Here is a 23053-nt window from a genome sequence, read left to right on the forward strand (position 1 = left end):
ATCGGGTGCAGGGGGTGGATCACATGGGGAGCAAGATCGAAGCTGTACCGAAGGCGGCGCCGCGCAGGACCCGCCGGGCGGTGCTGTTCGGGGGGCTCGGGGTCTTCACGGTGGCGGCGATCGCCGGGCAGGACGAGCTGCGGCGTGCCTGGTGGCTGCTGCCGGGGGTGGGCAAGCCCCGCAAGGAGGGCGAGGTGGACCACGTGGGCGTGGGCTGGACCTCGGCCTCCCCGGCGAACTGGCGGATGGCGGACCGGCCCGAGGACTACCGGGTGGACCGGATCGTCGTGCATGTCACGCAGGGCAGCTTCGCGTCCTCCGTGGACGCCTTCAAGAACCCGTTCCACCAGGCGTCGGCGCACTACATAGTCGGCCAGGACGGCCGCATCGAGCAGATGGTGCGCGAGATGGACGTCGCCTTCCACTCGGGCAACCGCGCGATGAACGAGCGCAGCGTCGGCATCGAGCACGAGGGCTTCGTGGACCGGCCGCAGGACTTCACGGAGGCGATGTACGCGGCCTCGGCCCGGCTGGCCGCTGACATATGCCGCAGATACGGCATACCGGTGGACCGTACGCACATGGTGGCCCACTCCGAGGTCCGGGGCACCGACCACACGGACCCGGGCCGCCACTGGGACTGGGACCGGTACCTGGGCCTGGTCCGCTCGGAGCTCGCGGTGACCCCCGCCCAGGCCTCGGGCTGACGGGCTGCGGACTAGCTGAGGCCTGCCGTGCGGGCGCGCTCGACGGCCGGGCCGATGGCGGCGGCGACGGCCGCGACGTCCTCCTTGGTGGAGGTGTGGCCGAGGGAGAAGCGCAGGGTCCCGCGGGCCAGCTGCGGATCCGTGCCGGTGGCCAGCAGGACGTGGCTGGGCTGGGCCACGCCCGCGGTGCAGGCGGAGCCGGTGGAGCACTCGATGCCCTGGGCGTCCAGCAGGAGCAGCAGGGAGTCGCCCTCGCAGCCGGGGAAGCTGAAGTGGGCGTTGGCCGGGAGCCGGTCGTCCGGGTCCCCGCCGAGGACGGCGTCGGGCACCTCCCGGAGCACGGCGGCGACCAGTTCGTCGCGCAGTGCGCCGATCTCGGCGGCGAACCGCTCCCGCCGCTCGGCGGCGATCACGGCGGCCACCGCGAAGGCGGCGACGGCGGGCACGTCGAGGGTCCCGGAGCGCACGTGCCGCTCCTGGCCACCGCCGTGCAGGACGGGTACGGGGCTCTGGTCGCGGCCGAGCAGCAGCGCGCCGATGCCGTACGGGCCGCCGACCTTGTGGCCGCTGACGGTCATCGCGGCGAGGCCGCTTTCGCCGAAGCGGACGTCGAGCTGGCCGAAGGCCTGGACGGCGTCGGAGTGCAGGGGGATCGCGAACTCGCGGGCGACGGCGGCCAGTTCGTGGACCGGCATGACGGTGCCGATCTCGTTGTTGGCCCACATGACGGTGGCCAGGGCCACGTCGTCGGGGTTGCGCGCGATGGCTTCCCGGAGGGCCCCGGGGTGCACGCGGCCGTAGCGGTCGACGGGGAGGTACTCGACCTGGGCGCCCTCGTGCTCGCCGAGCCAGTGGACGGCGTCGAGCACGGCGTGGTGCTCGACGGGGCTGGCGAGCACCCGGGTCCGGGCGGGGTCCCGGTCGCGCCGGGCCCAGTAGAGGCCCTTGACGGCGAGGTTGTCGGCCTCCGTGCCGCCCGCGGTGAAGACCACCTCGCTCGGGCGGGCGCCGAGTGCCTCGGCGAGGGCCTCGCGGGCCTCCTCGACGGTACGGCGGGCGCGGCGGCCGGCGGCGTGGAGGGAGGACGCGTTACCCGTGGCGGCGAACTGCGCGGTCATCGCCGCAGCGGCCTCCGGGAGCATCGGAGTGGTGGCGGCGTGGTCGAGGTAGGCCATGATCCCCCGATTCTACGAGTCCGCTCCACGGGGCCGGACCCCGCGGGCCCCCGCCCTCCCGCCAGGCCCCGCCCGGCAGCCGCCGGCCGGCCCGGGCGGGCTCACCCGGCGCCTGGCCCGGACCCCGCTCGGGCCCCTGCCCCCGAACGGCCACTCCTCAAACCCCGCCGCGGCCGGAACTCCCCGCTCCCCGCAGGGTCAGCGGGGGGCGCGGGCCAGCTGGCGGGACTGCGCGACGAGGCGGTCCTCGGAGTCCCAGACCTCGGCGTCCTCCTCCAGGAAGCCCCCGGCCAGGTTCCGGGTCGTGATGGAGATGCGCAGCGGGCCCGGGGCCGGGCGGTGGCGGATGTGGGTGGTGAGCTCGATGGTCGGGCTCCAGCCCATCAGGCCCAGGTCGAAGCAGGTCGGCGGCAGCGCGTCCACCGCGAGCAGCATCGAGAGCGGGTCCGCGTCGCGGCCGTCGGCCAGCTCGAACCAGGCCCGCATCTCGCCCTTCCCCGACGGCGCGCCGAGCGCCCAGCCCGCCGTCGCCGGGTCCAGCCGCAACCGGAGCCGGTCCACGATCGCGTTGCTGCCGGGGATCGGGGCCGGGCCGGCCTCGGGGCCGAGGCAGTCCGCGTAGGGCGGGATCACCGGCGGCACGGCGGTGGTGCGGACGTCGTCCGGGAGGGAGGCGAGGTCGCCGTACGAGGCGACGACCCGGATCCGCTCGATCTCGGCGCCGTTCTCGTCGTACTGGAAGAGGGAGGCCTGGCCGGTGGAGAGGGTGCGCCCCACCCGGACGACCTCGGTGCGGATCACCGCGGGGCCGGGAACCGACGAGGTCAGGTAGTGGGCGGAGACGGTGAAGGGGTCCGGGTGCGGCAGGGCCGCCGACAGCGCCCGGCCGACCAGGGCCAGCAGATAGCCGCCGTTGACGGCGGTGATGATCGTCCATCCGGCGGAGAGCTCCGCGTCGTACACACCGGGCTCGCCCGCGCGGGCGGTGACGGTGGTGTCGCGGTCGAACTCGCTGTCGCCGATGGTTGCCTGGGCCGCTGCGTATGCCATGAATACGACACTACAACGCGAAGCTACTAAGCGGTAGCTTTCCTTTGCTACGCGCTGGTTACGGCTCTTCGGCCACCGAGGAGCGGCGGTTCCAGGCCAGCGGGGCCCGCCAGTGGTAGCGCATGGCGAGGAGCCGGAGCACGAAGGTGGTGATGATCGCGAGGGCCGTCGTCACGCCGTTCAGGACGTCGAAGGCGATGAAGACCGCCACCATGGTGGCGCCGACGGTGGCCGGCACGGCGTACATCTCGCGGTCGCGCAGCAGCCGGGGCACCTCGCCCGCGAGGACGTCGCGCAGGACGCCGCCGCCGACGGCCGTGGCCAGGCCGAGCGCCGCGGACGCGGTGAGTCCGAGCCCGAACTCGTAGGCCTTGGTGGTGCCGGTCACGCAGAACAGGCCGAGGCCGGCTGCGTCGAAGACGTTGATGGCGGCGTTGATCCGCTGGACCTCGGGGTGAAGGAAGAAGACGAGCGCGGCGGCGATCAGCGGAGTGACGAAGAAGCTGAGCTCGCCGAAGGCGGCCGGCGGGACGGCGCCGATGACGAGATCGCGGAAGAGGCCGCCGCCGAGGGCGGTGACCAGCGCGAGGACGCAGATGCCGAAGACGTCGAAGTTCTTGCGTACGGCGAGCAGGGCGCCCGCGGTGGCGAAGACGAAGATGCCGGCGAGGTCCAGGGCATGCTGGATCCCGGGCGGGAAGAGATCGTGGAGCACTGCCCCATTGTGCAGCTCGCCCGGCCGGCGGATTGACGGGACGGGGCCGCCACCCCGGCCGGGGCTGCCCCCGCCCCCGCCGTGCCGGCGCCGGACAAGCCGGTGCCCCGGGCTCCGACCGCTACGCGGAGCCCGGGACACCGGACGATGTGGGCCCGGTCACTCCGAGACCGTCACCACCGCCTCCGCCGCGCCCGGCAGGACCGGGTCGCCCGGCGCCTGGTCGGCGGCGTTCTCCGGGTGGTGGCAGGCCACCTGGTGGCCCGTGGCCAGCGTCAGCATCGGCGGTTCCTGCGTCGTGCAGATCTGCGTGGCCTTCCAGCACCGCGTGTGGAAGCGGCAGCCGGAGGGCGGCGAGATCGGCGAGGGCACGTCGCCCTTGAGCAGGATGCGCCCGCTCTTGGCACCGCGCCGGCGCGGGTCCGGCACCGGCACGGCCGACAGCAGCGCCTTGGTGTACGGGTGCATCGGGTTCTCGTACAGCGACTTGCGGTCGGTCAGCTCCACGATCTTGCCGAGGTACATCACCGCGATGCGGTCCGACACGTGCCGGATGACCGACAGGTCGTGCGCGATGATCACGTACGTGAGGCCGAGCTCCTCCTGGAGGTCGTCCAGCAGGTTGACCACCTGGGCCTGGATCGACACGTCCAGCGCCGAGACCGGCTCGTCGGCGACGACCAGCTTCGGCTTCAGGGCCAGCGCGCGGGCGATGCCGATGCGCTGGCGCTGTCCGCCCGAGAACTCGTGCGGGTAGCGGTTGTAGTGCTCCGGGTTGAGGCCCACCAGGGACAGCAGGCGCTGCACCTCCGCCTTCAGGCCGCCCTCCGGGTGCACCCCCTGCAGCTTGAACGGCGCGCTGACGATCGTGCCGACCGTGTGCCGCGGGTTCAGCGAGCCGTACGGGTCCTGGAAGATCATCTGTACGTCGCGGCGCATCGGACGCATCGCGGAGACCCCGAGGTGCGTGATGTCGCGCCCCTCGAACTCGACCGTGCCGCCCGTCGGCTCCAGCAGGCGCGTGATCAGCCGGCCCATCGTCGACTTGCCGCAGCCGGACTCGCCGACGACGCCGAGCGTCTCACCGCGCCGGACGTCGAAGTCGATGCCGTCCACGGCCTTGACGGCCCCGACCTGCCGGCGCAGCAGCCCCTTGTTGATGGGGAAGTGCTTGACCAGGCCGGTCACCTTCAGCAGCGGTTCCTCGGAGGCGTCCGCCGTCTTCTTCATGTCGGTCACAGCTTCGGCGCAATCTCTTCGGTCCAGATCCGGGTCCGCTCCTCCTGCGACATGTGGCAGGCGGACCAGTGCCGGCTGTCGTCCTCGGTGAGCTCGGGCCGCTGGGTGCGGGTGATGCCGCCCTTGGGGACGTCGGCGTACGGGCAGCGCGGGTTGAAGGCGCAGCCGCTCGGGATGTTGATGAGGCTGGGCGGCGAGCCCTTGACCGGGATCAGGCGCTCGGTCTGCTCGCGGTCGATGCGCGGCATGGAGCCGAGCAGGCCCCAGGTGTACGGGTGGCGGGGTCCGTAGAAGACCTTCTCGGCGGTGCCGCGCTCGACGCACCGGCCGCCGTACATCACGAGGATCTCGTCGGCCATCTCGGCGACCACGCCCAGGTCGTGCGTGATCATGATGACCGCGGAGCCGAACTCCTTCTGCAGGTCGCGGATCAGGTCGAGGATCTGCGCCTGGACGGTGACGTCCAGGGCGGTGGTCGGCTCGTCCGCGATGAGCAGTTCGGGGTTGTTGACCAGCGCCATCGCGATCATCGCGCGCTGGCGCATACCGCCGGAGAACTCGTGCGGGTACGCGTCCACGCGCCGGTGGGGCTCCGGGATGCCGACCCGGTCGAGCATCTCGACCGCGCGGGTGCGGGCGGTCTTCTTGTCGACGTCCTGGTGGGTCCGGTACGCCTCGATGATCTGCTTGCCGACCGAGTAGTACGGGTGCATCGCGGACAGCGGGTCCTGGAAGACCATCGCCATCTTGCGGCCGCGCAGCTTGCGCACGTGGTCCGCGTCGGCGCGTACGAGGTCCTCGCCGTCGAGCACGACCTGGCCCGAGATGTCCGGGCGGCTGCGGGCGTTGCCGGTGCGGTGCAGGCCCATGATGGCCAGCGAGGTCACCGACTTGCCGGAGCCGGACTCGCCGACGATGCCGAGCGTCTTGCCGCGCTCGAGGTCGAAGGAGAGCCCGTCGACGGACTTGACCAGGCCGTCGTCGGTCGGGAAGTGGACCTTGAGGTCGCGTACGGAGAGGAACGCGCCTTCCTTGGGGGGCCCGGCCTGCTCGGGGACGAACGCGGGCCCGCCGGAGGTGCTCTCGCCGGAGGCGGTGGTGGGGTTCTCGGTCACGTCAGCCTCACGCGCGGGTCGATGACGGCGTACAGCAGGTCCACGATCAGGTTGGCCATCACCACGAAGAGCGCGGCGAGCAGGGTGACGCCCATGATCACGGGCAGGTCGCCCTGGCCGATGGCGGCCACGGCCGCCGTCCCCAGACCCTGGAAGTTGAAGGTCGTCTCGGTGAGCACCGCGCCGCCGAGGAGTCCGCCGAGGTCCAGGCCGAACATCGTGACGATCGGGGTGAGGGTGGAGCGCAGGGCGTGCTTGCGGATGACCACGCCCTCCTTGAGCCCCTTGGCGCGGGCGGTGCGGATGTAGTCCTCGCCGAGGACCTCGAGCATCGTGGCGCGGGTGATGCGGGCGTAGGTGGCGGCGAAGAGGAAGGCCAGGGTGATCCAGGGCAGGATCAGGGAGTTGAGCCAGGCCACCGGGTCTTCGGTGAACGGTTTGTAGTTGGACACGTCCAGCCAGCCGAGGCTGTAGACGAAGATCGCGGGAGCCACCATGCCGGTGAAGAAGATCGGCAGGGAGACGCCGGCGAGGGCGCCGACCATCACGGTGCGGTCGATGGCCGTCCGGCGTTTGAGCGCCGAGATGACACCGGTCGCCACACCGGCGATCACCCAGATGACCGCCGCGCCGAGGGCGAGCGAGAGGGTGACCGGCATGCGGTCGACCATGGTCTCCCAGACGGGAGCCTCGGTCTTGAAGGAGTAGCCGAAGCACGGCGCGGCGCAGTGGGTGACATCCGTGCCGCCGTCGTAGTCACGGCCGGCGAAGATGCCCTTGACGAAGGTCAGGTACTGCTCGGAGATGGGCTTGTCGAAGCCCATCTTCACGCGGATGCCCGCCAGGGCGGTCTCGTTGGTCTCGCGGCCGGCGTACATCAGGGCCGGATCGCTGCCTGTGAGCTTGGGGACCGCGAAGAAGATGCCGAAGGTGACCACGGAGACCACCAGCAGCGTGGCGACGACGTTGAACAGCCGCCGTATGAGGTAGACGAGCACTGCAGTCGGCCGCCCGGGGCGGGCGGCTGCCGTCCCTCGTGGGGACGGCAGCCGCCGCCTGCGGCCTTCACCTGCCCTTCGGACTAGCGCATGTGCGGTGAAGGCACTTGCCTGTTGTTACGTGACGACTCGACGACTCGACTACTTGGCGGCGATGCCGACGGTGGCCAGGTCGATCTTGCCCATGGAGTCGTTGAAGTAGACGTTCGTCAGACGCGGGTTGTGGTAGACGAAGGCCTTGTCGAAGTTGATGGGAAGGTAGAGGGCCTTCTCCATGACCTTCTTGTTGATGTCCGTGTAGAACGGAGCAGCGGCTTCCGGAGTCGCGGCGGCAGCAGCCGTCTTGAAGAGCTCGTTGATCTCCGGGTCGTTGATCATCGTGTAGTTGTTGTTGGCGTTGGGCTGGATGAACTTGCCGTCGACGAGCGGCTGCAGGAAGCCCGAGCCGGAGTTGTAGTCGGCGCCCCAGCCCATCACGATGATGCCGTAGTTCTTCTTCTTCACGTTCTCGGGCGAACCGATCGTGGAGGAGGAGAGCTTGCCGTCGTACTGGTCGATGGTGACCTTGATGCCGACCTTGGCGAGCGACGCCTGCAGGGACTCGGCGGTCTTCACCTCGGGGGCGCGGTTGTTGCGCACCGCGATGGTGGTCTCGAACCCGTCCGGCTTGCCACAGGCCTTGAGGGCCTCCTTGGCCTTGGCCTCCTGCGGCTCGCCCTTGGTCAGGTTGTACGGGTCGTAGCTCTTGTCCGAACCGGGGATGCCGGGCGGCAGCATGTTCGCGCCGAGGTCACCACTGGTCGGGCCGCCACGGGCGGTCTGCAGGGACTTCGGGTCGGCCGCGTAGATGACGGCCTTGCGGCACTCGATGTTGTCGAACGGCGCGACCGTGGTCGGGAAGGCGAAGTAGCGGATGTAGCCCGTGAACGGGTTGTCCGCGTTCTTCTTCAGGTTCTCGTCCTTGAGGACCTTGTTCTTGCCGGCCTGCTGCATGCCCGTGCCGTCGATGGCGAGGTCGATGTCGCCCGACAGCAGACGCGCGTCCATGTCGTCCGGGTTGGTGGTCACCGTGAACGAGACCTTGTCCGGCAGACCCTTGCGGATCGTGTCGGTCTTCGGGTCCCAGTTCTCGTTGCGGACGAAGGTCGCGCCCTTGCTCGCGGTGAAGCTCTCGACCTTGTACGGGCCGGTGGAGACCGGCTTGTTGGTGTACGTGGCGCCCGTGTCCTTGGCCGCCGGGACCGGCGAGGAGGACGGCATGGCCAGCAGGTAGCTGAAGTCGGAGTTGGCGCTCGCCAGGTTGAAGACGATCGTCTTGTCGTCCGGCGTCTCGACGGACTTCAGACCCATCTTGTTGGGGTCGGTGTCCTTGTACGGACCGGGGTACTTCTGGCCCTGGTCGAGCAGGTCGATCAGGTAGGTGGGACCGCCGGACAGCACGTCCTGCGCGAAGACGCGCTCGATGCCGTACTTGAAGTCCTTCGAGGTGATCGGCGTACCGTCCTCGAACTTCACGCCGTCCTTGATCTTGAGGGTGTACGTCTTGCCCTCGTTGCTCAGGACCGGCAGGGCCTCGGCGAGGTCCGGGACGATCTTGCTGCCGTCCTTGCCCGGCTTGCTGTCGTACGCGAGCAGCTGGCGCACGTAGAGGCGCTGGATGTCCCATACGAAGCCGTAGTAGGCACGCGCCGGGTCGAGGTAGTCGACGTCCTGCGGCGACCAGAGCTTGAGCTCGCCGCCCTTGGCGTCCGAGGGGTTCACCATGCCGGTGGTCGCGGCGTTGAAGGCAGCGCCACCGCCGCCCTTGCCCTCGGACTTCTTGTCGCCGTCACTGCCACCGCACGCGGCGGTCAGGGACAGGGCGGCGATCACGGCGGTGATCGCGAATGCCTGCTTTCTGCGGATCACGTTGGTCCAACCTCCATAGGTGGGTGAATCGATGAAGCGGTTCAGCTGCCCTTGGGGTCGAGTGCGTCACGCAGCCCGTCCCCGAAGAGGTTGAACGCCAGGACGGTGATGAAGATCGTGATACCCGGGACCACCATGTACGCGGGGTCGTCCTGGTAGATGGGGATGGCGTCGGAGAGCATCTTTCCCCAGGAGGCGGTGGGCGGCTTGACGCCGGCACCGAGGAAGCTGAGGGCCGCCTCCGTCAGGATGTTGGTCGGGATGAGCAGCGTCGAGTAGACGAGGATCGGCGCGACCAGGTTGGGCAGCAGCTCCTTGATCAGGATGTAGCCGCGGCCCGCGCCGAGGCTGCGGGCGGCCTCGACGTACTCGCGCTCCCGCAGGGAAATCGTCTGGCCCCGGACGATACGGCCGATGTACGGCCAGCCGAAGAAGCCGATGACGACGATCAGTACGCCCATCCGTACGCCCGAACCCTGGAACCCCCAGAGGGAGTTGGGGACGACGGAGACCAGGGCGATGGTGAACAGCAGCTGCGGGAAGGCCAGCAGCAGGTCCATCAGGCGGCTGATGACGCCGTCGACCCAGCCGCCGAGGAACCCGGCGAGCGCGCCGAGCAGGCTGCCTATGGTGACCGACACGAAGGCCGACAGGAAGGCGACGACCAGGGAGATGCGGGCGCCGTAGACGATCCGGCTGAACACGTCGCGGCCGTTGGTGGGTTCGACGCCGAGCAGGAAGTCGGAGCTCATCCCGCCGAAGGATCCGAGCGGTGTGCCCAGGTCCGGGTCGATCAAGTCCTCGTGGAACTCGTTGGGCGGGTGGCCCAGCAGGCTCACGATCTGCGGTGCGAAGACCGCCACCAGGATCAGGAAGATCACGACCACGCCGCCGGTCAGCGCGACCTTGTCGCGCTTGAGCCGCATCCAGGCGATGCGGCCGGGCGAGCGGCCTTCGATGGCCTTGGCAGGGACGTCGGCTACGGACACGGGTGCGGGTGATTCCGCGCTCGTGTCATGCAGTGGTGCCGTCATCGTGGTGGGGACCCCTCTCGGCCGACGGGTTGCCGGCCCATGCCCGCCGCTGTGGCGGCGTTGGTGCGGAGTGGCGCTCGGAGTGCGTGGTGACACGCAGGACGCGTGCTGAGGTGCAAGAACTGCAGGAAGTGCTGTGCAAAGCCACAAGCAAAATTCATGTACGGAACCGGGCTTCGGAGGACTGACCGGCTCTTGGGTGGGGAGTCTTCATCGGCGCTGCGATCAGCCGCCAGACCCGCAGATGAATGGATGCGCAACCGTGATGTGAGGGTCGAGTTCCCGTTATCCGGACTTCGCTCTCGCCTGAGCGGATCAAGACCGTCCGTTCGGTACGCAATCGGACATGGCGCCCAACTCGCGTGAGGAGCATGTCTTTTGGCTCCACAACAGCGGTGAAATCCGGACAAGCCGAAGGCCGCAGGGAACGGTGGTTCCCTGCGGCCTCAGGTCTTCTCGATACGGATGTCTCAGTGGCCGGGCAGACCCCGGCGGGCAGCCCGGGGTCAGTACGCGGGGGCCTGGCCCTCGCGGTCGTAGAAGGGGCGGCTCTGGGCGCGCAGCCACATCGCGACGGGATCGTGCTCGTCCGCCAGCGCCACCGTGCACACCGGCACGCCGTCGGGGACCGCGCCGACCGACTGGCGCATCATCTCCCGTACGGATTCCAGCGCGGGCGCGGAGGCGTCGTACAGGTCGAGCCCGACCGCGAGGTACGGCGAGCCCAGCGAAGGCTGCACCCAGGCGCGGCGCAGCGAGCGGACGGCGGGGGTGCGGTGCGCGTGCTGGGTCAGCAGCCCGTAGAACTGCGGGAGCTCCAGGGCGGGCTCGGACAGCCGCAGCGGGCCGGCCGGCATCCGGTCGAGACCGGTCGCGATCCGGCGCAGGTCGGCCCAGGGGATGCCGAGGCCGCCGCCCTGGGCGTGCGGGTTGAGCCACAGGCCCCAGCGGTCCGGGTAGAGGGCGCGGGCGATGTCCCGGCCGGTGACCACCTCGTAGCCCCGGTTCCAGCCACTGGCGGCCAGTTCCTGGGGGGAGGTCACGCACGGCGCGTACCCGAGGCCCTCGACCTCCATGCCGCCGTACTGGGCGTCCGGGGAGCCCGGCTGCCCCTGCCAGAGCAGCATCCAGAGGCGGCCCTCGGCGAGGGCGTGCAGAAGCGACTCATAGCTCTCGTAGCGCCCGGGAGTCACCTGGCGCAACATGTGCTCGAGCTGCCCGGCCGCGGCCGTGCCTGACGCACTCACCCGGTACTCCTTCTTCGTCTGCCCGTCGTCCCACCCGTATCCGCACCCAGCTTAAGCGGCCCTATGGCAGGTAGAAGGGGCGTACGCGCGTAACGATGAAGTCGACCACCGGGTCCTGCGCGGCGTCCAGGAGGATCAACTGCACGGGCCAGGGCGGCGGCACCCGGGTCAGGGCCCGGCCGAGCGCGTCCATCGGGGCGTTCCGCATGCCGGGCTCCCATCCCAGCAGCCGGACCCCGATGTAGAGCTCCGGGTCCCCGCCCTCGACGCTGGCGAGGCAGCGGTGGGCGGCGGCGACCACGCCGGTGGCGCGGAACTCCTCGGCGGCGGCGGTCAGGAAGTCCACCGGGTCTTCCTGCCAGTCGGGCTCGTAGAGCCGGACGCGGCCGCCGGTGGCGGGGCCGTCGAGCGGGGTCCGGCCGATGCGGCAGAGCTCCGCGACGGCGGGCGGGGGCAGCGGGACGCCGACGGCGCCCTCGGGGTTCACGGCGATGCCGAGCTGCGGGGGCAGGCCCCGGGCGAACTCGACGGCCGGGGCGACGGCGAAGTCCATGGCGGGTCCGGCGCAGGCGCGGAACTGGGCCTCGGAGCTGTAGACGGGGACGTACGCGGCCCCGGCGATCTCCATGGTGGGGAGCACGAGGCCGGCCCCGTCCGGGCCGCCACCGCCGGGCAGGGGCACCCACAGCAGGCTCCGGCCGAGCACCTCGACGATCCGGGCCCCGGCGTCCGCCTGCCCGAGCGCCGCCCCGAGCACCTGCTCCAGCTCGTTGTCCGGCCAGCCGCCGCCCTGCATGTACGCCTCCGCTGATTTCGCCCCACGCTGTCGGCCCGAGGTTAACGGCTCGGGCCCCGCCCTCTTCCGGGGGCTATGCCGAGTCCCGCCGGAACGCTATGCGGGTGACGGCCGCGGCCGAGCCGCGGTCCAGGAGGACCGCCGACGTGCAGCCCGCGGGGAGGCGGCCCGATTCCGCTTCGCGCAGCAGCCGGGCCACCGCGCCTCGATGGCGGGCGAAGGCGTACGCCGACACCCCCCGCCCCCGCGCCGCCTGTCCGGACAGGGCCTCCTCGGGGGTGGTGTCCAGCAGCAGCAGGTGCAGCGCCCGGCCCCGCCGCCGTGCGGCCGCGGCCAGCAGGCTCCGCACCCAGCTCTGCGTCCCGCAGTCGTGCACCACCGCGGAGGCCCCGGAGCGCAGCGTCCGCCACAGCCCCCAGTAGTGCGCGAAGCGGACCAGCGGCCGGTACACCGCGTACGGCAGCGCCGGCGGCATCCGCCGCTCCCAGCGCTCGCGCACGTCCTGGGAGTCGATGCCGCCCCCCTGCGCGGCCCGCTTGATCAGCGTGCTCTTGCCGCCGCCCGGCAGGCCGGACACCACGACGATGTCCCCTTCGGCGAAGCCGAGCCACTGCGGTCCGTGCGGCCCCCGGCCGCGCAGGTCGCGTACGGGGCCTGCGGCGGAGCACGTCCGCCGCGCCGCCGGCACTCCCTCCACGGCTCCCGTCCCGGTCGCCGCCAGCACTCCGAATCTCCGCACAGTGATCGCCTTCCCCCATCGGGCCCGCAGGGCCCCTCATGCCCACTGAGTGTAAAGAGACGGTAATCCGGCACCGCCCGGTTCCGGCCTGAGCTTCCGGGCGCCTCACCGGTCCGTACGCTCTTTCGGGCCCGACCGCCCGATCACCCGGACGGCGTGCAATGATGTGCGCCATCTGGACCAACTGCATACCGGCCGCTTGAATCCGCGCGGGAGAGTCCCGGCAGGCCGTGAGGCCGTGCCCGGGCGCCGAAGGAGCAAGTTCCTCCCTTGAATCTCTCAGGCCCCGTACCGCGTGGATGAGGCAGATCTGAAAAGCGAGCCGCGCCGCCGTCCCTCACGACGGCATCCGCGTGCGCTCCACCCAAGGTGCAAGTCGAGGTTCCCCGGGTCCGACCGGGAACTCTCGGCGAACCTCTCAGGTTCCGATGACAGATGGGGAGGATCGTCCTCGTCATGTCATGCCCTGGGACCCGGGAGCCACACCCATGAGCACTGCCCCCCGCCTGACCGCCCTCGATGCGCTGCACCGTTCGCTCGGTGCGACCATGACCGATTTCGCGGGCTGGGACATGCCCCTGCGGTACGCCAGTGAGCGCGACGAGCACAACGCCGTCCGCACCAAGGCAGGCCTGTTCGACCTGTCCCACATGGGCGAGATCACGCTGACCGGCCCGGAGGCCGTCAAGGCCCTGGACTACGCGCTGGTCGGCAACATCTCCACCGTCGGCGTCGGCCGCGCCCGCTACACGCACATCTGCCGGGAGGACGGCGGGATCGTCGACGACCTGATCGTCTACCGCCTGGGCGAGACCGAGTACATGGTCGTCGCGAACGCCTCCAACGCCCAGGTCGTCCTGGACGCCCTGACCGAGCGCGCCGCCGGGTTCGACACCGAGGTCCGCGACGACCGCGACGCGTACGCGCTGATCGCCGTCCAGGGCCCGGAGTCCCCCGGCATCCTCGCCTCCCTCACGGACGCCGACCTGGACGGCCTGAAGTACTACGCCGGCCTGCCGGGCACCGTCGCGGGCGTGCCCGCGCTGATCGCGCGTACGGGTTACACGGGCGAGGACGGCTTCGAGCTGTTCGTCGCCCCCGGGCACGCCGTCGAGCTGTGGCAGGCGCTGACCAAGGCCGGCGAGGGCGTCGGCCTGGTCCCGGCGGGCCTGTCCTGCCGCGACACCCTGCGCCTGGAGGCGGGCATGCCGCTGTACGGGCACGAGCTGACCACCTCCCTCACCCCGTTCGACGCGGGGCTGGGCCGGGTCGTGAAGTTCGAGAAGGAGGGCGAGTTCGTGGGCCGCGCCGCCCTGGAGGCCGCCGCCGAGCGCGCCGCCACGAACCCGCCGCGCAAGCTGGTCGGCCTGATCGCCGAGGGCCGCCGCGTCCCGCGCGCCGGCTTCCCCGTCGTGGCCGACGGGCAGGTCATCGGCGAGGTCACCTCGGGTGCCCCGTCCCCGACGCTGGGCAAGCCGATCGCGATGGCGTACGTGGACGCGGCGCACGCCGCGCCCGGCACCTCCGGCGTCGGCGTGGACATTCGCGGTACGCATGAGCCGTACGAGGTCGTGGCCCTGCCGTTCTACAAGCGGCAGAAGTAGCGCCCGTACCCCGTACCGGCTCCCCGCCGGCGCCGTGAGCGCGTCGTACGGGCGCCGTGCCGGCCGTCTCAGCACGCAAGACCACTGTTCGTATCCACTCCCCCGCATCCAGGAGAATCAGGTCATGAGCAACCCCCAGCAGCTGCGTTACAGCAAGGAGCACGAGTGGCTGTCGACCGCCGAGGACGGCGTCGCGACGGTCGGCATCACGGAGTTCGCGGCCAACGCGCTCGGTGACGTCGTCTACGCCCAGCTCCCCGAGGTCGGCGACACCGTGACCGCGGGCGAGACCTGTGGCGAGCTGGAGTCGACCAAGTCCGTCAGCGACCTGTACTCCCCCGTCACCGGTGAGGTCGTCGAGGCCAACCAGGACGTCGTGGACGACCCGGCTCTCGTGAACACCGCCCCGTTCGAGGGTGGCTGGCTGTTCAAGGTGCGCGTCGCGGAGGAGCCGGCCGACCTGCTCTCCGCCGACGAGTACGCCAAGCTCACCGCCGGTAACTGACCCCAGGGGATCCTGATGTCCGTACTGAACACGCCCCTCCACGAGCTCGACCCCGACGTCGCCGCCGCCGTCGACGCCGAGCTCGCCCGCCAGCAGTCCACCCTGGAAATGATCGCGTCGGAGAACTTCGCTCCGGTCGCCGTCATGGAGGCCCAGGGCTCGGTCCTGACCAACAAGTACGCCGAGGGCTACCCCGGCCGCCGCTACTACGGCGGCTGCGAGCACGTCGACGTCGTCGAGCAGATCGCGATCGACCGCATCAAGGCGCTGTTCGGCGCCGAGGCCGCGAACGTCCAGCCGCACTCGGGTGCGCAGGCGAACGCCGCCGCGATGTTCGCGCTGCTGAAGCCGGGCGACACGATCATGGGCCTGAACCTGGCCCACGGCGGTCACCTGACCCACGGCATGAAGATCAACTTCTCCGGCAAGCTCTACAACGTGGTCCCGTACCACGTCGACGAGACCGGCGAGGTCGACATGGCCGAGGTCGAGCGCCTCGCCAAGGAGTCCAAGCCGCAGCTGATCGTCGCCGGCTGGTCCGCCTACCCGCGCCAGCTGGACTTCGCCGCCTTCCGCCGCATCGCGGACGAGGTCGGCGCGTACCTGATGGTCGACATGGCGCACTTCGCCGGCCTGGTGGCCGCGGGTCTGCACCCGAACCCGGTGCCGCACGCCCACGTCGTCACCACCACCACGCACAAGACCCTCGGCGGTCCGCGCGGCGGTGTCATCCTGTCGACGCAGGAGCTGGCCAAGAAGATCAACTCCGCGGTCTTCCCGGGTCAGCAGGGCGGCCCGCTGGAGCACGTGATCGCGGCCAAGGCGGTCTCCTTCAAGGTGGCGGCCTCGCCCGAGTTCAAGGAGCGCCAGGAGCGCACCCTCGAGGGCGCGAAGATCCTCGCCGAGCGCCTGGTCCAGGACGACGTCAAGGCCGTGGGCGTGGACGTCCTCACCGGCGGCACCGACGTGCACCTGGTCCTGGTCGACCTGCGCAACTCCGAGCTCGACGGGCAGCAGGCCGAGGACCGCCTCCACGAGGTCGGCATCACGGTCAACCGCAACGCCATCCCGAACGACCCGCGGCCGCCCATGGTCACCTCGGGTCTGCGGATCGGTACGCCGGCCCTCGCGACCCGCGGTTTCGACGCCGAGGCCTTCACCGAGGTCGCCGAGATCATCGCGCAGGCGCTGAAGCCGGCCTACGACAGTGAGGCCCTCAAGGCCCGCGTCTCCGCGCTCGCCGCGAAGTTCCCGCTGTACCCGTCGCTCTAGGTGACGGCTTGGGAGGGCCCGGCCTGGTGTCACAGGGCCGGGCCCTTCCTGTGTGACATGAGCCATACCCGAGCGCCGTCCGGCCACCATCTCGGGCAGACGAAACGTTCACCTCGCCACGTTAAGCTCGACTGTCGGACAAAATCCGAACAATCCCCCCTCGTACGTTCCACCCCGCCTGCCCCTCCACCCACGAGCAGACAAGGGAGTCCGCCACCGTGGCCATCTCCGTCTTCGACCTCTTCTCCATCGGCATCGGCCCCTCCTCCTCCCACACGGTCGGTCCGATGCGGGCCGCCCGCATGTTCGTGACGCGGCTGAAGAAGGACGGCGTGCTCGCCGAGACCGCCTCGGTGCGTGCCGAACTGTTCGGCTCCCTCGGTGCGACCGGGCACGGCCACGGCACGCCCAAGGCGGTGCTCCTGGGCCTGGAGGGCCACTCGCCCCGCTCGGTGAACGTGGAGACGGCCGACGACGAGGTGGAGCGCATCCGCCGGAGCGGCCGCCTGCGTCTGCTCGGCACCGAGATCGGGAGCGCGCACGAGATCGCGTTCGACGAGCCGAGCCAGCTGATCCTGCACCGCCGCCGGTCCCTGCCGTACCACGCGAACGGCATGACGCTCTTCGCGTACGACGCCTCGGGCGCCCCGCTGCTGGAGAAGACGTACTACTCGGTCGGCGGCGGCTTCGTGGTGGACGAGGACGCGGTCGGCGAGGACCGGATCAAGCTCGACGACACCGAGCTGAAGTACCCCTTCCGCAGCGGTGACGAGATGCTGCGCATGGCCCGGGAGAGCGGCCTGTCGATCTCCGCGATGATGCTGGAGAACGAGAAGGCCTGGCGCACGGAGGAGGAGATCCGCGAGGGTCTGCTCGAGATCTGGCGCGTCATGCAGGCCTGCGTCGCGCGCGGCATGTCGCGCGAGGGCATCCTGCCGGGCGGCCTGAAGGTCCGGCGCCGGGCGGCGAACACGGCCCGCAAGCTCCGCTCCGAGGGCGACCCGCTGGCGCTGTCGATGGAGTGGATCACCCTCTACGCGATGGCCGTGAACGAGGAGAACGCCGCGGGCGGCCGGGTGGTCACCGCTCCGACGAACGGCGCCGCGGGCATCATCCCGGCGGTCCTGCACTACTACGTGAACTTCGTGCCCGGCGCCGACGAGGAGGGCGTGGTCCGCTTCCTGCTGGCGGCCGGTGCGATAGGCCTGCTCTTCAAGGAGAACGCCTCGATCTCCGGCGCCGAGGTCGGCTGCCAGGGCGAGGTCGGCTCGGCCTGCTCGATGGCGGCCGGCGCCCTCGCCGAGGTCCTGGGCGGCACCCCGGAGCAGGTCGAGAACGCGGCCGAGATCGGCATGGAGCACAACCTGGGCCTGACCTGCGACCCGGTCGGCGGCCTGGTCCAGATCCCGTGCATCGAGCGCAACGGCATGGCGGCGGTCAAGGCGGTCACGGCGGCGAAGATGGCGATGCGCGGCGACGGCACCCACAAGGTCTCCCTCGACAAGGTCATCAAGACCATGAAGGAGACGGGCGCCGACATGAAGGTCAAGTACAAGGAGACCGCCCGCGGCGGTCTGGCGGTCAACGTCATCGAGTGCTGATCCGGCAGGCATGACGAGTGAGGGGCCCGGCGCAATGCGCCGGGCCCCTCGGCAGGTCGCCACCGGTTCCGGGGCGTCCAACGACTCGTTCGTCTTCAACCCCGTCCCGTAACGGACGGGTGGCGCAGCGGCCCGCTCTTCCCCCGGGAGGGCGGGCCGCTGCACGTTCCCGTGCCAGGACGGGCCCAGCGGCCCTCCGGGTCGGGACCTTCGGCCCGCGGGGGCGGCCGGGAGGTGGGCTAGCTTGCCCGAGGGGGCGGATTCCCCCGTGAGCCGACAGAGAGGTGGAGCGCATGCACGGCACGGACGGAATCGAGCACCACGTCCTCCCGCTCCGGCTGGAGGCCTCGTCCGCGCCCCTGCCGCTGCTCGGGGCTCTCACCTACCGCTGCGACCGGCCCTACGAGCTGGCCCTCGACTTCCGGGGCGCCGGGACGCAGGTGGCGCGCTGGGTGTTCTCCCGGGACCTGCTGCTCGACGGGGAGACCTGCGCGACGGGCGAGGGGGACGTCCAGGTGTGGCCGCGGTGGCAGGGCAGCGAGCCGCGCGTGTTCCTCGCCTTCACCAACGGCGAGCGGAGCTGCGTGGTGTCCGCCCGGGCGAAGGACGTGCGCGCGCTGTGCCGGCGGCTGGTCGCGCTGGTGCCGCGGGGCGAGGAGCAACGGTACTACGACCTCGACGCCGGGCTGAGCACGCTTCTGCCCCGATAGGCAACGATCCATACCCATTTCTTTTGGTTCCGGGTGATTCAGGTGCAACCATGAGCCCGCCGGGAGTGTCCTCAGCAGTGACACCGGTCCCCGCCTCCGAAGAACCAGGGGGACGTCATGAACCACCTCCGCCGCCGGCAGCTCGTGGCCCTTGCCACAGGTGCGCTGCTCACCACCGGGATCACCCTCGCCGCGCCGGCCTCGGCCGTCGTCCGGCCCACGCCGCTCGTCGTCAATGCCCGCTGGGGCGGGCACTGCACGTACGACCGCATCGTCATCGACCTGCGGGGACACGTCCCCGGGGTCACCGTCACCCGCGTGCCGAAGCTGGTCCAGGACGGGTCCGGCAAGCCCGTCCCGCTGGGCGGGAAGCACTTCCTGCAGATCCGCCTGCATCCCGCCGCCGCGCACAACCGCGCGGGCGACAGCACGTACCACGGGCCGAAGCTCGTCAAGATCTACCTGCCCCAGCTCAAGGGGCTCGCAATGACCGGCGACTTCGAGGGGTACGTCACCTTCGGCGCCGCCTTCCACAGCAAGCCCTCCTTCACCTCCTTCAAGCTGCACGGCCCCGAGCGGTTCGTACTGGACGTCGCGCACCGCAACGTGTGCCGGTGAAGCCGGAGGTGGGCGGGTGCCCGGGGCGCCCGCCCACCCCCTCGTACGGGGCCAGATCACCGGGCGGATCCGCATCCGGCTCGGGTCGCCGCCGCCGAACAGGTCCTGCGTGCACACGTGCCGCCCCGGTGCTCGGGGCGGAGCCTGGTGCGGGCCCCGGCGGCGGCCGGCGTACCGGCGTGAGAGGCAGCCCCTACCGGTGCTCGGGGTTCGGGAAGTCGAAGCGGCAGCCGGCGTCCCACTCCGAGCGCTGGTTGCCGTGCGCCGGGATCCCGCCGGAGCGCTTCAGCAGGGCGGCCAGGTGCATGAGGTTCCACGACATGAAGGTCGTGTTCCGGTTGGTGAAGTCGTTCTCGGGCCCGCCCGAGCCGGGGTCGAGGTACGAGGGCCCGGGCCCGGCCTCGCCGATCCAGCCCGCGTCGGCCTGCGGCGGGATCGCGTAGCCGAGGTGCTGGAGGCTGTAGAGGACGTTCATGGCGCAGTGCTTCACGCCGTCCTCGTTGCCGGTGATCAGAGCGCCGCCGACGCGGCCGTAATAGGCGTACTGGCCCTGCGCGTTCAGGATCGAGGAGCAGGCGTAGAGCCGCTCGATGACCTGCTTCATGACGGAGCTGTTGTCGCCGAGCCAGATGGGGCCGCAGAGCACGAGGATGTCGGCGTCCATGATCTGGCTGTACAGGACGGGCCACTGGTCGGTTTCCCAGCCGTGGTCGGTCATGTCGGGCCAGACACCGGTGGCGATGTCGTGGTCGACGGCGCGGATCAGCGAGGTCCGGGCGCCGGCCGCCGCCATGACGGCGCGGCTCCGGTCGATCAGGCCCTCGGTGTTGCTGGTCTCCGGCGAGCGTTTGAGGGTGCAGTTGACGTAGACGGCGGTCAGGTCGGAGTAGTCGTAGTCGGCGGCCACGCCGCCAGCCTGGGGGCCGGCGGGCGGCGCCGCCACCGGGCCGCAGCCGTTCGGGGCGCCGGTTCGGGCCTGTTCGGGCGGCGCCGTTCGGGCCGGGTTGGTACCGGTCCGTCCCTCCGACTAGGGTCAGCGGGCCTTGGTGTACGGGAAACCGGTGGGAAACCGGTGCGGCCCTCGCCACTGTGAACGGGAAGTCCGGCTCCACTCCTTTGGGAAGCCACTGGGCGGCGCGGGAGGATCCGCATCGCCCGGGAAGGCGGAGCCAGGGCATCAGTACCCGTGAGCCAGGAGACCGGCCGGGGCGCGTTGTCCATCCACGAGGTGCTGGAGAGGTCTCCCTACTCATGCATATAGCCGAGGGGTTCCTGCCCCCTTTGCACGCGGTCGCCTGGGGCGCCGCGTCCGCTCCCTTCGTCGTCCACGGTGTCCGCGCCCTCACCCGCGAGGTGAAGGCCAACCCGGAGAGCACGCTGCTGCTCGGGGCGTCCGGAGCGTTCACGTTCGTCCTGTCCGCATTGAAGATCCCGTCGGTGACGGGCAGTTGCTCCCACCCCACGGGGACCGGGCTCGGCGCGATCCTGTTCCGGCCGCCGATCATGGCGGTGCTCGGCACGATCACCCTCCTCTTCCAGGCGCTGCTGCTGGCGCACGGCGGGCTGACCACCCTCGGCGCGAACGTCTTCTCGATGGCGATCGCCGGGCCGTGGGCGGGGTACGGGGTCTACCTGCTGCTGAAGCGCTTCGGCGTCCCGCTGATGGTGACCGTCTTCTTCGGCGCCTTCTTCGCCGACCTGGTCACGTACTGCGTGACCTCCGTGCAGCTGGCGCTGGCCTTCCCGGACCCGGGCAGCGGGTTCCTGGGGGCGCTGGCGAAGTTCGGGGGCATCTTCGCCGTCACCCAGATCCCGCTCGCGGTGAGCGAGGGCCTTCTGACGGTGCTCGTGATGCGGCTGCTGATGCAGTCGAGCAAGTCGGACCTGGTCCGGCTGGGCGTCGCGAAGCTGACCGGTCACAGCGAGCAGAAGACGGCGGTGTGATGAACATGAGCCGGAACGCGAAGATCAACGGCCTGCTGCTGCTCCTGGTGGCGGCGCTGGCCGTACTGCCGCTCGCGCTGGGGCTGGGCGAGGGCAAGGAGGAGCCGTTCACGGGCGCCGACGCGCAGGCGGAGGCGGCGATCAGCGAGCTGAAGCCGGACTACGAGCCGTGGTTCTCGCCGCTGTACGAACCCCCCTCCGGGGACGTGGAGTCGGCGCTGTTCGCCCTTCAGGCGGCGCTCGGCGCGGGCGTGCTCGCGTACTACTTCGGCGTCCGCAAGGGCCGCCGGCAGGGCGCGGCCGCGGCGGCCGCCGCCGCGGCGCCGGGCACCGCAGCGGCCCCGTCCGGCACCACCGCAGCGGAGTCGTAGGCGGTGCTGCCGATCGACGTGGCCGCGCACAGCAGCCGGTGGCGCGGCCGCCATCCGCTCGAGAAGGCCCTGCTGGGGCTGGGGCTGACGGTCACCGCCGTGTGCCTGCCGCCCTGGCCCGGCGGACCGCTGGTCGCCGCGGCGACGCTGGCCGTGCTGCTGGGCCCGGCCGGCGTGGCCGGGCGGCAGCTGTGGCGGGCCTTCCGGATCCCACTGGGCTTCTGCGTCACCGGCGCGCTGCCTCTGCTGGTCGCCGTCGGCGGGCCGGCCGGGCCCGTCTCGCTCGCCCCTGACGGCCCCCGGCATGCGGCGGAGCTGCTGCTGCGGACCTCGGCGGCGTCCCTCGGGGTGCTGCTGTTCGCCTTCACGACGCCCGTCTCGGACGTCCTGCCCCGGCTGGTCCGGGCGGGGGTGCCGGCGCCGGTGGTGGACGTGGCCCTGGTCATGTACCGCATCGGCTTCCTACTGCTGGACTCGATGGCCCAGGTCCGGCGCGCCCAGGCGGCCCGCCTGGGGCAGTCGGGCCGGGCCGCGGTGTGGCGTTCGCTGGCCGGGCTCGCCGCGACCTCGTTCGTACGGGCCTTCGACCGCGCGGGGCGGCTCCAGGTGGGCCTGGCGGGGCGCGGCTACGACGGCGCGCTGCGGGTCCTCGTACCGGAGGCGGCCCTGTCGTGGCGGTTCCTGGCGGCCTCGGGGGCCCTGCTGGCGGCCCTGATCACTCTGACTCTCACCCTGAAGGGGCTGTGGCTGTGAACCCGTTGGTGGAACTGGCCGGTGCGGGCTACGCGTACGAGGACGGCCCGGCGGTGCTGTCCGACGTGGACTTCGCCATCGCGGAGGGCCGGGCGCTGGTCCTGCTGGGTCGCAACGGCAGCGGCAAGACCACGCTGATGCGGCTGCTGAGCGGGGGCCTGCGGCCCGGCTCGGGGTCGCTGCGCCTGGACGGAACGGCGGTGTCGTACGACCGGGCGGGCCTGGTCCGGCTGCGTACGTCCGTGCAGCTGGTGGTCCAGGACCCGGACGACCAGCTGTTCGCCGCTTCGGTGGAGCAGGACGTGTCCTTCGGCCCGATGAACATGGGGCTGGCGGTGGACGAGGTCCGGGCCCGGGTGGAGTCCGCACTCGCCGCACTGGACATCACGGCGCTGCGGGACCGCCCGACGCACCTGCTCTCGTACGGGCAGCGCAAGCGCGCGGCGATCGCGGGCGCGGTGGCGATGGCTCCGCGGGTGCTGATCCTGGACGAGCCGACGGCGGGCCTGGACCCGGACGGTCAGGAGCGCCTGCTGGACGTCCTGGCGGGGCTGCGGGCGGCCGGTACGACGGTGGTCATGGCCACGCACGACGTCGACCTGGCGGTCCGCTGGGCCGACGACGCGGCGGTGCTGACCCCGTCGGGCATCCGCGTCGGCCCGGCGCAGGCCCTCCTCTCGGACCCGGAGCTCCTGGCCTCGGCAGGCCTGCGCCAGGCCTGGTCCCCGGCGGTGACGTCGTTCCTCCGCGCCCACGCCCTCCTGCCCCCGCACACCCCGGGTCCGAAGACCCCGGAGGCCCTGGCCGCCTGGCAGTAGGGTCCGTCCCCCCGCGGATCTTCGAGGCGACGAGCCACCCCGGGGCCCCCGGTGGGACGGCGACGGACTGGTGGACGCGGTGGGCGGCTTCCGCTTCGGCGTACGCGGCCGCTGCCGCTGCCCGGGGCCGCCCC

Annotated in this window: 23 protein-coding genes and 2 riboswitches; of the genes, 11 read left to right on the forward strand and 12 right to left on the reverse strand. The window is 71.3% G+C overall.

The annotated features are described in order from the left end of the window. Positions 1-23 precede the first annotated feature (23 nt). On the forward strand, positions 24-707 hold the full coding sequence (locus IF09_RS0112990; protein ID WP_030295096.1) for an N-acetylmuramoyl-L-alanine amidase: 684 nt from the start codon (positions 24-26) through the stop codon (positions 705-707). 11 nt (positions 708-718) lie between these two features. Here IF09_RS0112990 and IF09_RS0112995 read toward each other — a convergent pair whose 3' ends face one another. The 11 genes from IF09_RS0112995 to IF09_RS0113045 form a co-directional block, all read right to left on the reverse strand. Continuing rightward, a complete protein-coding gene (locus tag IF09_RS0112995) occupies positions 719-1882 on the reverse strand; it encodes a cysteine desulfurase family protein (protein WP_030295098.1) in 1164 nt (387 codons plus the stop codon). A 198-nt stretch (positions 1883-2080) separates the two neighbouring features. Beyond that, positions 2081-2932, reverse strand: a complete 852-nt coding sequence (locus IF09_RS0113000) for a thioesterase family protein (RefSeq protein WP_030295099.1) — start codon at positions 2930-2932, stop codon at positions 2081-2083. Positions 2933-2990: 58 nt separating this feature from the next. Beyond that, positions 2991-3647, reverse strand: a complete 657-nt coding sequence (locus tag IF09_RS0113005; protein WP_030295100.1) for a trimeric intracellular cation channel family protein — start codon at positions 3645-3647, stop codon at positions 2991-2993. A 159-nt stretch (positions 3648-3806) separates the two neighbouring features. Continuing rightward, complete coding sequence (locus tag IF09_RS0113010; protein ID WP_030295101.1) at positions 3807-4877, reverse strand: ABC transporter ATP-binding protein; 1071 nt, start codon at positions 4875-4877, stop codon at positions 3807-3809. A gap of 5 nt (positions 4878-4882) precedes the next feature. Beyond that, positions 4883-6001, reverse strand: a complete 1119-nt coding sequence (locus tag IF09_RS0113015; RefSeq protein ID WP_030295103.1) for an ABC transporter ATP-binding protein — start codon at positions 5999-6001, stop codon at positions 4883-4885. Further along, positions 5998-6999 (reverse strand): ABC transporter permease, encoded by a 1002-nt coding sequence (locus IF09_RS0113020; RefSeq protein ID WP_030295105.1) that lies wholly within the window; start codon positions 6997-6999, stop codon positions 5998-6000. Before IF09_RS0113020 ends, IF09_RS0113015 begins: the two co-directional genes overlap by 4 nt. 141 nt (positions 7000-7140) lie before the next feature. Beyond that, positions 7141-8907: an ABC transporter substrate-binding protein gene (locus IF09_RS0113025; RefSeq protein WP_030295107.1), complete on the reverse strand. Its 1767-nt coding sequence runs from the start codon at positions 8905-8907 to the stop codon at positions 7141-7143. 41 nt (positions 8908-8948) lie between these two features. Continuing rightward, entirely contained in the window at positions 8949-9941 is a 993-nt protein-coding gene (locus IF09_RS0113030; RefSeq protein ID WP_030295108.1) for an ABC transporter permease, read from the reverse strand. A 506-nt stretch (positions 9942-10447) separates the two neighbouring features. Beyond that, positions 10448-11188, reverse strand: coding sequence for an enhanced serine sensitivity protein SseB C-terminal domain-containing protein (locus IF09_RS0113035; protein ID WP_030295110.1), 741 nt, complete (start codon positions 11186-11188; stop codon positions 10448-10450). Positions 11189-11249: 61 nt separating this feature from the next. Next, the gene (locus IF09_RS0113040; protein ID WP_030295112.1) at positions 11250-11984 is read right to left on the reverse strand and encodes an enhanced serine sensitivity protein SseB; all 735 of its coding nucleotides are present in this window, start codon (positions 11982-11984) and stop codon (positions 11250-11252) included. A gap of 73 nt (positions 11985-12057) precedes the next feature. Then, complete coding sequence (locus tag IF09_RS0113045) at positions 12058-12729, reverse strand: AAA family ATPase (protein WP_418953047.1); 672 nt, start codon at positions 12727-12729, stop codon at positions 12058-12060. 194 nt (positions 12730-12923) lie between these two features. Further along, positions 12924-13027, forward strand: a riboswitch (glycine riboswitch). A gap of 184 nt (positions 13028-13211) precedes the next feature. Here IF09_RS0113045 and gcvT point away from each other — a divergent pair. From gcvT to IF09_RS0113075, 6 genes are all read left to right on the forward strand, one after another. Then, a complete protein-coding gene (gcvT, locus tag IF09_RS0113050) occupies positions 13212-14327 on the forward strand; it encodes a glycine cleavage system aminomethyltransferase GcvT (protein ID WP_030295116.1) in 1116 nt (371 codons plus the stop codon). 124 nt (positions 14328-14451) lie between these two features. Further along, positions 14452-14832: a glycine cleavage system protein GcvH gene (gcvH, locus tag IF09_RS0113055; RefSeq protein WP_030295118.1), complete on the forward strand. Its 381-nt coding sequence runs from the start codon at positions 14452-14454 to the stop codon at positions 14830-14832. A 15-nt stretch (positions 14833-14847) separates the two neighbouring features. Continuing rightward, on the forward strand, positions 14848-16104 hold the full coding sequence (gene glyA, locus IF09_RS0113060) for a serine hydroxymethyltransferase (RefSeq protein ID WP_030295120.1): 1257 nt from the start codon (positions 14848-14850) through the stop codon (positions 16102-16104). Positions 16105-16322: 218 nt separating this feature from the next. Further along, entirely contained in the window at positions 16323-17705 is a 1383-nt protein-coding gene (locus IF09_RS0113065) for an L-serine ammonia-lyase (protein ID WP_030295121.1), read from the forward strand. A gap of 293 nt (positions 17706-17998) precedes the next feature. Further along, a complete protein-coding gene (locus IF09_RS0113070) occupies positions 17999-18415 on the forward strand; it encodes an SsgA family sporulation/cell division regulator (protein WP_051832406.1) in 417 nt (138 codons plus the stop codon). A gap of 117 nt (positions 18416-18532) precedes the next feature. Next, the gene (locus tag IF09_RS0113075; protein ID WP_030295125.1) at positions 18533-19033 is read left to right on the forward strand and encodes an AMIN-like domain-containing (lipo)protein; all 501 of its coding nucleotides are present in this window, start codon (positions 18533-18535) and stop codon (positions 19031-19033) included. Positions 19034-19226: 193 nt separating this feature from the next. On the opposite strand, the gene IF09_RS0113080 is transcribed toward IF09_RS0113075, so the two are convergent. Beyond that, positions 19227-19940 (reverse strand): flavodoxin family protein, encoded by a 714-nt coding sequence (locus tag IF09_RS0113080; RefSeq protein ID WP_030295126.1) that lies wholly within the window; start codon positions 19938-19940, stop codon positions 19227-19229. A 120-nt stretch (positions 19941-20060) separates the two neighbouring features. Next, positions 20061-20256: riboswitch (cobalamin riboswitch) on the forward strand. A 28-nt stretch (positions 20257-20284) separates the two neighbouring features. On the opposite strand from IF09_RS0113080, the gene IF09_RS0113085 reads away from it, so the two are divergent. Genes IF09_RS0113085 through IF09_RS0113100 form a run of 4 tightly spaced genes read left to right on the forward strand, consistent with a single transcriptional unit; the run spans position 20285 to position 22919 of the window. Beyond that, positions 20285-20977: an energy-coupling factor ABC transporter permease gene (locus IF09_RS0113085; protein WP_030295128.1), complete on the forward strand. Its 693-nt coding sequence runs from the start codon at positions 20285-20287 to the stop codon at positions 20975-20977. A gap of 5 nt (positions 20978-20982) precedes the next feature. Further along, positions 20983-21348: an energy-coupling factor ABC transporter substrate-binding protein gene (locus tag IF09_RS0113090; protein ID WP_030295131.1), complete on the forward strand. Its 366-nt coding sequence runs from the start codon at positions 20983-20985 to the stop codon at positions 21346-21348. Positions 21349-21351: 3 nt separating this feature from the next. After that, a complete protein-coding gene (gene cbiQ, locus IF09_RS0113095; protein WP_030295132.1) occupies positions 21352-22101 on the forward strand; it encodes a cobalt ECF transporter T component CbiQ in 750 nt (249 codons plus the stop codon). Continuing rightward, positions 22098-22919, forward strand: coding sequence for an energy-coupling factor ABC transporter ATP-binding protein (locus IF09_RS0113100; protein WP_418953044.1), 822 nt, complete (start codon positions 22098-22100; stop codon positions 22917-22919). The genes cbiQ and IF09_RS0113100 overlap by 4 nt, the downstream gene beginning before the upstream one ends. The last annotated feature ends 134 nt before the right edge of the window (positions 22920-23053 follow it).

It is taken from the genome of Streptomyces katrae (assembly GCF_000717655.1).
Lineage (GTDB): Bacteria > Actinomycetota > Actinomycetes > Streptomycetales > Streptomycetaceae > Streptomyces > Streptomyces katrae_B.